Here is a 6,883-nt window from a genome sequence, read left to right on the forward strand (position 1 = left end):
GAGGGAGTGGGGTCAGGGGGAGAGGGTTCGGCGGATGGTGCGGGAGCTGCGCATCCGCTGGCGCGGCTGGGCGGCCGCTGCCTTCGGGCGCTTGAGGTGGTAGCGGTGCAGCTCGTTGTTGCCGGGCAGCGACGGGTCCTCGCTCATCGCGACCAGTTCCCAGCCCTGGTCACCGGCCCGGTTCAGGTGGGCCAGCGCGGTGTCGCCGTACGGTGTCACGTCGATCATGGAGCCGTCCGGGCCGTACCAGATGAAGACGACCTCGAACCCGAGGTCGGTCGACGCGGGTTGACGACGACGGACCAGCAGCGCGTACTCCCACTTGAGCATGCGCTCATTGTGGACCCGCACGCGCGACTCGGCATGGATCAGTGTTCGGCGATCCGTCCGTCCGCCACGCGCAGCCGCCGGTTGACGCTCACCGCGTCGAGCATCCGCCGGTCGTGGGTCACCAGCAGCAGCGTGCCCGGGTAGCTCGCCAGCGCCGATTCGAGCTGCTCGATCGCGGCCAGGTCGAGGTGGTTGGTCGGCTCGTCGAGCACCAGCAGGTTCACGCCGCGCCCCTGGAGCAGCGCCAGCGCGGCCCGGGTCCGCTCGCCGGAGGTCAGCGTCGCCGCCGGCCGCAGCACGTGGTCGGCCCGCAGCCCGAACTTCGCCAGCAGCGTCCGCACGTCCGCCGGGGCGAGATCGGGTACGGCGGCGCCGAACGCGTCGAGCAGCGGCTGGTCGCCGAGGAACAGTCCCCGGGCCTGGTCGACCTCGCCGACCACCACGCCGGGGCCGAGCGCGGCATGCCCCTCGTCCAGTGGCAGCCGCCCGAGCAGCGCGGCGAGCAGGGTGCTCTTGCCGGAGCCGTTCGCCCCGGTGATCGCCACCCGGTCGGCCCAGTCGATCTGCAGGTCCACCGGGCCGAGCGTGAAGCCGCCACGGCGTACCACTGCTCCTCGCAGCGAGGCCACGACGGCGCCGGCGCGGGGCGCGGCGGCGATCTCCATCCGCAGCTCCCACTCCTTGCGCGGCTCCTCGACCACCTCCAGCCGCTCGATCAGCCGGGCCGTCTGCTTGGCCTTCGCGGCCTGCTTCTCGGTCGACTCGGTGCGGAACTTGCGGCCGATCTTGTCGTTGTCGGTGGCCTTGCGGCGGGCGTTCTTGACGCCCTTCTCCATCCACGCCCGCTGGGTGCGGGCGCGCGCCTCCAGGTCGGCCTTCGTGTCGGCGTACTCCTCGTACTCCTCGCGGGCGTGCCGGCGCGCCACCTCCCGCTCCTCCAGATAGGCCGCGTAGCCACCGCCGAAGTGGTTGACCTGCCGCTGATGCAGGTCCAGCTCGACGATCCGGGTGACGGTGCGGGTGAGGAACTCGCGGTCGTGGCTGACCACCACGGTCCCGGCGCGCAGCCCGGTGACGAAGCGTTCCAGCCGGTCCAGCCCGGCCAGGTCGAGGTCGTTCGTGGGCTCGTCGAGCAGGAAGACGTCGTACCGGCTGAGCAGCAGCGACGCGAGCCCGGCGCGGGCGGCCTGCCCGCCGGACAGGCCGGTCATCGGATGGTCGAGGCCGACGTCGAGACCCAGCTCCGCGGCCACCTGCGCGGCCCGCTCGTCCAGGTCCGCGCCGCCGAGGTCGAGCCAGCGTTCCAGAGCATTCGCGTACGCGTCGTCGGCGCCCGCCGCCCCGGCGGTGAGCGCCTCGGTGGCGGCGTCGAGCGCGGCCTGCGCGGCGCTGACCCCGGTGCGCCGGGCCAGGAACTCGCGGACCGTCTCGCCCGGCCGGCGCTCCGGCTCCTGCGGCAGGTAGCCGACCGTCGCCGTGGGCGGGCTGAGCGAGACCGTGCCCTGCTCGCGTGGGACCAGCCCGGCGAGGGTACGCAGCAGCGTGGACTTGCCCGCGCCGTTGACCCCGACCAGACCCACCACGTCGCCGGGCGCGACGACCAGGTCGAGGTCTTCGAAGAGGAGGCGGTCACCGTGGCCGGCGGTGAGGTCCTTGGCGATCAACGTGGCGCTCATCAGGGCACCGAGCCTACCGGCGCGCGCATCCGGATTACCGCGACCCACGCTTGCGGCGGCACCGATCTGAGGGAGACTCACAGCCGTGGTGACCACACTGGCGATCGACTGCGGTGGCGGCGGGATCAAGGCCTCCGTACTGGATGCCGCCGGAACCATGCGCGCCCGGCCGCTGCGCGTGCCCACGCCGTACCCGCTGCCGCCCGGCCTGTTCGTCAAGACGCTGCTGGATCTCGGCGCCCGCCTGCCCACGGCGGACCGGCTCACCGTCGGCATGCCCGGCATGATCCGGCACGGCGTCGTGGTGGCCACGCCGCACTATGTGACCCGGTCCGGGCCGCGCAGCCGCGTCAACGCGGTGGTGCTGGCCGAGTGGTCCGGGTACGACGCGCGCACCGCGCTGGCCGAGGCCTTCGGCGTGCCGGCGCTGGTGCTCAACGACGCCGAGGTGCACGGCGCGGGCGTGGTCGCCGGGACCGGCTGCGAGCTGGTGCTGACGCTCGGCACCGGGCTGGGCAGCGCGTTGTTCGACGGTGGGGTGCTGGCGCCGCACCTGGAGCTGTCGCACGCGCCGGTGCGGTGGAACACCACCTATGACACGTACGTGGGGGAGCCGGAACGGCGGCGCCTCGGCGACGCGTTCTGGTCCCGGCGGATCCGGCAGGTGGTGGACGGCCTGCGGCCGGTGTTCCGCTGGGACCGGCTGTACCTCGGCGGCGGCAACTCCCGGCTGATTCGGCCCGAGCAGGTGGCCCGGATGGGCGACGACGTGGTTATCGTCCCGAACACGGCCGGAATCGTGGGCGGTGTCCGGGCCTGGGACCTGGTCGGCGGCCGGTACGACCCCACAACCTGATCTTTCGCCCCGCAGGAACACTCGCGCTCCCGCCGGTGTTGTGCCAGCGTCGGACCAAGGGCCTGGCGCGACACGAGGAGGTGGGTCGAGTGGATCTTCTGGCGGAGTACCGGCGGGCGACCATGTTCTTCGAAGCGGGTGACCCGACCGGAGCGGCCCGGCTGCTCGAACCGATCATCGAGGCCGAGCCGGACAACTCGTCGGTCCGGCAGCTGCTGGCCCGCGCCTACTTCCAGTCGGCCCAGCTCAACCGGGCCGAGGAGCAGTTGCGCGAGCTGGTCGACCGGGACCCGAGCGACCACTACGCGCACCACGTGCTCGGGCGCACGCTGGAGCGGATGAACCGGCCCGTGGACGCGCTGCGGCACCTGCGCATCGCGGCCGCGATGTACTCGACGAACAACGACTACGCCACCGCGCTGCGCCGGGTGGAGGGCAAGGTCGGCCGTTGACTGATCACGCGGAAGGGCAGCCCGCCCGGGCTGCCCTTCCGCGTACCTAGGATGGGACCGTGAAGCTCAAGCTCGACCTCCACGACATCTACAACAAGGGCCACGACATCGATCGTGCGCTGCGCGGGATCATGGACGAGGCGGTGGCGAAGAAGGCCACGCTCGTGGAGATCATCCCGGGTAAGGGGTCGGGCGCGCTGAAGAAGAAGGTGCTGCGGTTCCTCGACCAGAAGGACGTGAAGCAGCTCTACCACCGGGTCGAGAAGGACTCGAAGAACTTCGGCCGTTTGTTCGTGCATTTCCGCTGGAAGTAGAACCGGCATGCCCCCTGACCTGCGTCCTGGGTCGTTCAGAGGGGGCCGAAAGCAAGATCACGCCGTTTCCAGGTGCTCCGGCACGTACCGCCGTCCGTGTCAGAACTTGGGGTTTATGTAGCTACCCCAGGTCCAATTCTGGTCGCTATCGCTCATGCCGCGGATATCAATATCGAGCGGTTCGAGGTGGGCCGCCGGAAGGGGGTCCGAGTCTACGATGACTTGCAGGGAGCCGGTGAGAGTGTAGTATCCGGAACGCGGATCAATGCACTCTTTCCAGTTGTAGTTCGCGGCAGTGAGATAGATGCTTCTTTCCTGATGGCCTTCCTGGTTGAGCATGACGTGACCCCACGAGTAGGTACCCGAGGCGAGCTGAATCTGCCTGGAGATGCACGCAGTGGCCATGCCCTCCGTCGGGATCCGCGCAAGCTTCGTCGACTTGGTCAGGTAAGCGGTTGCGGCGGCATTCGCAGGAGACGCGACTCCAACCAGACCTGCGGCTATGAGAATCGACGCAACAGCGGACCGCAATTTAATCAGACGCAAGGAATCCCCCGATAGTTGGGCCACACACCTTCCGTGAGCGGCCGGTGCCCGTTGCTCGTAGCAAGCTATCGAGGAAGATGAGCGGGCGCAAGGGCATGATGTCTGTCACGAAGCGCTACCGCTCGTAAGCATTTCCTGGTTGTTGCGCTCAGGCACTCCTGGATGGCTAATGGCGCAGTCGGGGGAGAGTGCCGTTCAACATCAGGCCGTTTCCAGGCCGTTGCCGAGTGGAGCGGCCAGACGCACCACCACCCTGACGCCCCATCGCTGTCAGCACAATCGGGCGCGGATTGCTCTAGCTTGATCCACTCCAGTACGCCGAAGTGGCGGTATCCCGGCGCGGGGATACCGCCACTTCGGCGAGGTGGTGCAAGTAAGCGGCGGTCAGAGCGGGTACGTGCGCGCCACCGCCAGCATCTCCGAGCTGTGTGAGCCGACCACGCCCACACCCTCCGGCCGCTCCCGGAACCCGGGCACCCCGGAGAGCCCGTCACTGGCGTCCATCGCGCGCACCGAAACGGCCCCGGCGCCGGGCACGAGCGTCAGCGTCACCTCGACACCCTCCGGCGGTGGGGCGTGGAACACGATCCCGAACCCCCACTTCCCGTCGCCCGGCTCGACCGGCACGTCCCGCCCGGCCACCGAGGCGGACCGCACGGTGGCGGTGCTGGTGTCGACGTGCAGCGTGAGCAGGCGTACCTGCCGCTGCGGCGTCACGCGCAGGCGCAGCACGCGCTGGTCACCGGTGCGGGTGTCGGAGAGCAGGTCCAGCTTCGGGGCGGGCAGGGGCGCCGCGGCGGCCGGCCCGGCGCGCATCTCACTGTTGCCCAGCCCGGGGAAGTCGTCGGCCACCGCGATGCTCCGGTCGACGTAGCCGTCGGTCCAGGGCTGCGGCTTCTCCTCGCGCGTGAGCCAAGCCGCCTTCCCGGTGCCCGCGTCCAGCGCGTACATCAGGTGGGTCGGCACGGGATGCGCGGCGTCGAAGCGGTCCACTGCGAGGCCGACCCCGGCGAGCACCACCGCCGCCAGCGCGGCGGCCGCGGCGGGCAGCGCGCCGAGCCGGCGTGCGCGCAGCGCGAGCAGGCCGCGCTGGCCGCCGGCCCGGGGGTGCAGCAGGTCCACCACCGGGAGTACGGCGAGGCCGAGCAGCACCGCGACGAGCGCGGCTACCGCGCCCATGCCCATGCCGAGCGCGGGGAACAGCAGCACCACCGGCGGCAGCAGGATCACCACCGCCACGGCGGCGGCGAGCGTCACCGCGACCACCGGCCACGGTCCGTCGCGCCGGGTGGCGAGCGCGGCGAAACCGGCGAGCGCGCCGGCCAGCGCGGGCAGTGTCGTCAGGTACGCCCCGCCGGGCACCGCCACCGCGAGCAGCACTCCGAACACGGCGAGCCAGGCCAGCCCGCCGAACGCCAGCGCGGCCGGGCCGACCCGGCGGCGCAGCAGCGCGTACCAGCAGAACAGCACCGCGGCGGAGAGCGCCACCACGGCGAGCCGATACCAGACCGGGCGGTACGGGTCGAGCAGTTCGGCGTACCCGGGGCGGATCGTGGTGATCGAGGCCCAGAGCAGCCACGCGCCCAGCGGCGCCACGACGACCGGCAGCAGGGTCAGGCCGAAGCCGGCGGCGAGCGTGCCGGCGGTGGCGCGGCCCCGGCGGCGCAGGAGCCAGCCGAGCGCGCCGACGGCGAGCAGCGCGGCGACGGCGAGCGGCAGCGTCAGCCAGCCGGGGTAGCGGACGAGCCCGCCGAGCACCGGGAAGTAGGTGTCGTCGTGGCCGGCGCGGAGGTCGCCCAGGTCGGTGCGGCCGAATTCGCGGGCCAGGCCGAGCGCGTTGTCGCCGTGCATCTGGAGGCTGCCCCGGTCCACCCGGGCCGGCACGTCCAGCGGGGTGTGGTAGATCGCGCCGCCGTCGATGTACGCGGAGTTGAGGCCGACGAACTTCCGGTCGAGGAACGCGGTGAAGTCGGTGTCGTTCGGCAGCGCCCGGTAGATCTCCACCGCGAACGAGGTGCCCACCGGGTGCGGCGCGGCCTTGCCGAACACCTCCACGAGCTTCGCGTTGTTCCGGGACGTCTCGAACATGATCACCGGGCCGGTGGAGCCGCGCGCCTCCAGGTTGAGCACCACCCCGCCGTCGCGGGCGAGCGGATGGTCGGCGGCGAACCCGGCGGCCCCGCACAGGCACGCCTCCTCCGCGTCGGTGAGCACGAAGACGATGTCGTTGCGGGGGCGCGCGCCGGTGGTGAGCGCCCGTGCCACCTCCAGGATCGTGGCGGTGCCGGCGGCGTCGTCGTTGCCGCCCGGCCCGGTCTGCACCGAGTCGTAGTGGGAGACCAGGAACACCTTTCCGGTCGGATCGGTGCCGGGCAGGCGGGCAACCACGTTGCGGACCCGCGCCAGCGTGGCCCCGCCGGCCGCGCCGGACAGCTGCCCGGCCTCGGGCGCGACCGCGTCCTGCACCTCGGTCTGCAGGCCCAGCCCGCGCAGCGTCGCCACTAGGTGCTCGCGTACCCGGTCGTTCGCGGCGCTGCCCGCCACGTGCGGCTCGGCCGCGATCACCTCGACGTTCCGGTACGCCCGGGCGGCGCTGAACTCGCGCTCGGGCGCGTCCGCCGGGGCCGGGGCCGGGGTGGAGAGGCCGACCGGGACGCCCGCCCCGACGGCGAGCAGCGCGACCAGCGCGCCTGCGGCGCTGGTCAGCCG

7 protein-coding genes are annotated in these 6,883 nt (G+C 71.9%); 3 read left to right on the forward strand and 4 right to left on the reverse strand.

Going from position 1 to position 6,883, the window contains the following annotated elements; translation table 11 throughout:
* Positions 1–12: 12 nt before the first annotated feature.
* A complete protein-coding gene (locus BAW75_RS05970) occupies positions 13–330 on the reverse strand; it encodes a hypothetical protein (protein ID WP_043328117.1) in 318 nt (105 codons plus the stop codon).
* 38 nt (positions 331–368) lie between these two features.
* Positions 369–2,006, reverse strand: coding sequence for an ABC-F family ATP-binding cassette domain-containing protein (locus BAW75_RS05975; RefSeq protein WP_104112912.1), 1,638 nt, complete (start codon positions 2,004–2,006; stop codon positions 369–371).
* An 85-nt stretch (positions 2,007–2,091) separates the two neighbouring features.
* On the opposite strand from BAW75_RS05975, the gene BAW75_RS05980 reads away from it, so the two are divergent.
* The 3 genes from BAW75_RS05980 (at position 2,092) to BAW75_RS05990 (ending at position 3,628) form a co-directional block, all read left to right on the forward strand.
* Positions 2,092–2,862, forward strand: coding sequence for an ROK family protein (locus BAW75_RS05980; RefSeq protein WP_104112913.1), 771 nt, complete (start codon positions 2,092–2,094; stop codon positions 2,860–2,862).
* An 89-nt stretch (positions 2,863–2,951) separates the two neighbouring features.
* Positions 2,952–3,314, forward strand: a complete 363-nt coding sequence (locus BAW75_RS05985) for a tetratricopeptide repeat protein (RefSeq protein WP_104112914.1) — start codon at positions 2,952–2,954, stop codon at positions 3,312–3,314.
* A 59-nt stretch (positions 3,315–3,373) separates the two neighbouring features.
* Positions 3,374–3,628, forward strand: a complete 255-nt coding sequence (locus BAW75_RS05990; protein WP_013288724.1) for a Smr/MutS family protein — start codon at positions 3,374–3,376, stop codon at positions 3,626–3,628.
* 99 nt (positions 3,629–3,727) lie between these two features.
* Here the strand turns inward: BAW75_RS05990 and BAW75_RS05995 are convergent, their stop codons facing one another.
* Both BAW75_RS05995 and BAW75_RS06000 read right to left on the reverse strand, forming a co-directional pair.
* On the reverse strand, positions 3,728–3,967 hold the full coding sequence (locus BAW75_RS05995) for a hypothetical protein (RefSeq protein ID WP_146074800.1): 240 nt from the start codon (positions 3,965–3,967) through the stop codon (positions 3,728–3,730).
* Between the two features lie 591 nt (positions 3,968–4,558).
* The gene (locus BAW75_RS06000) at positions 4,559–6,880 is read right to left on the reverse strand and encodes a M28 family peptidase (RefSeq protein WP_104112916.1); all 2,322 of its coding nucleotides are present in this window, start codon (positions 6,878–6,880) and stop codon (positions 4,559–4,561) included.
* Positions 6,881–6,883 lie beyond the last annotated feature (3 nt).

Origin of the sequence: Micromonospora chalcea, from assembly GCF_002926165.1 — a bacterium.
Classification (GTDB): domain Bacteria; phylum Actinomycetota; class Actinomycetes; order Mycobacteriales; family Micromonosporaceae; genus Micromonospora; species Micromonospora chalcea.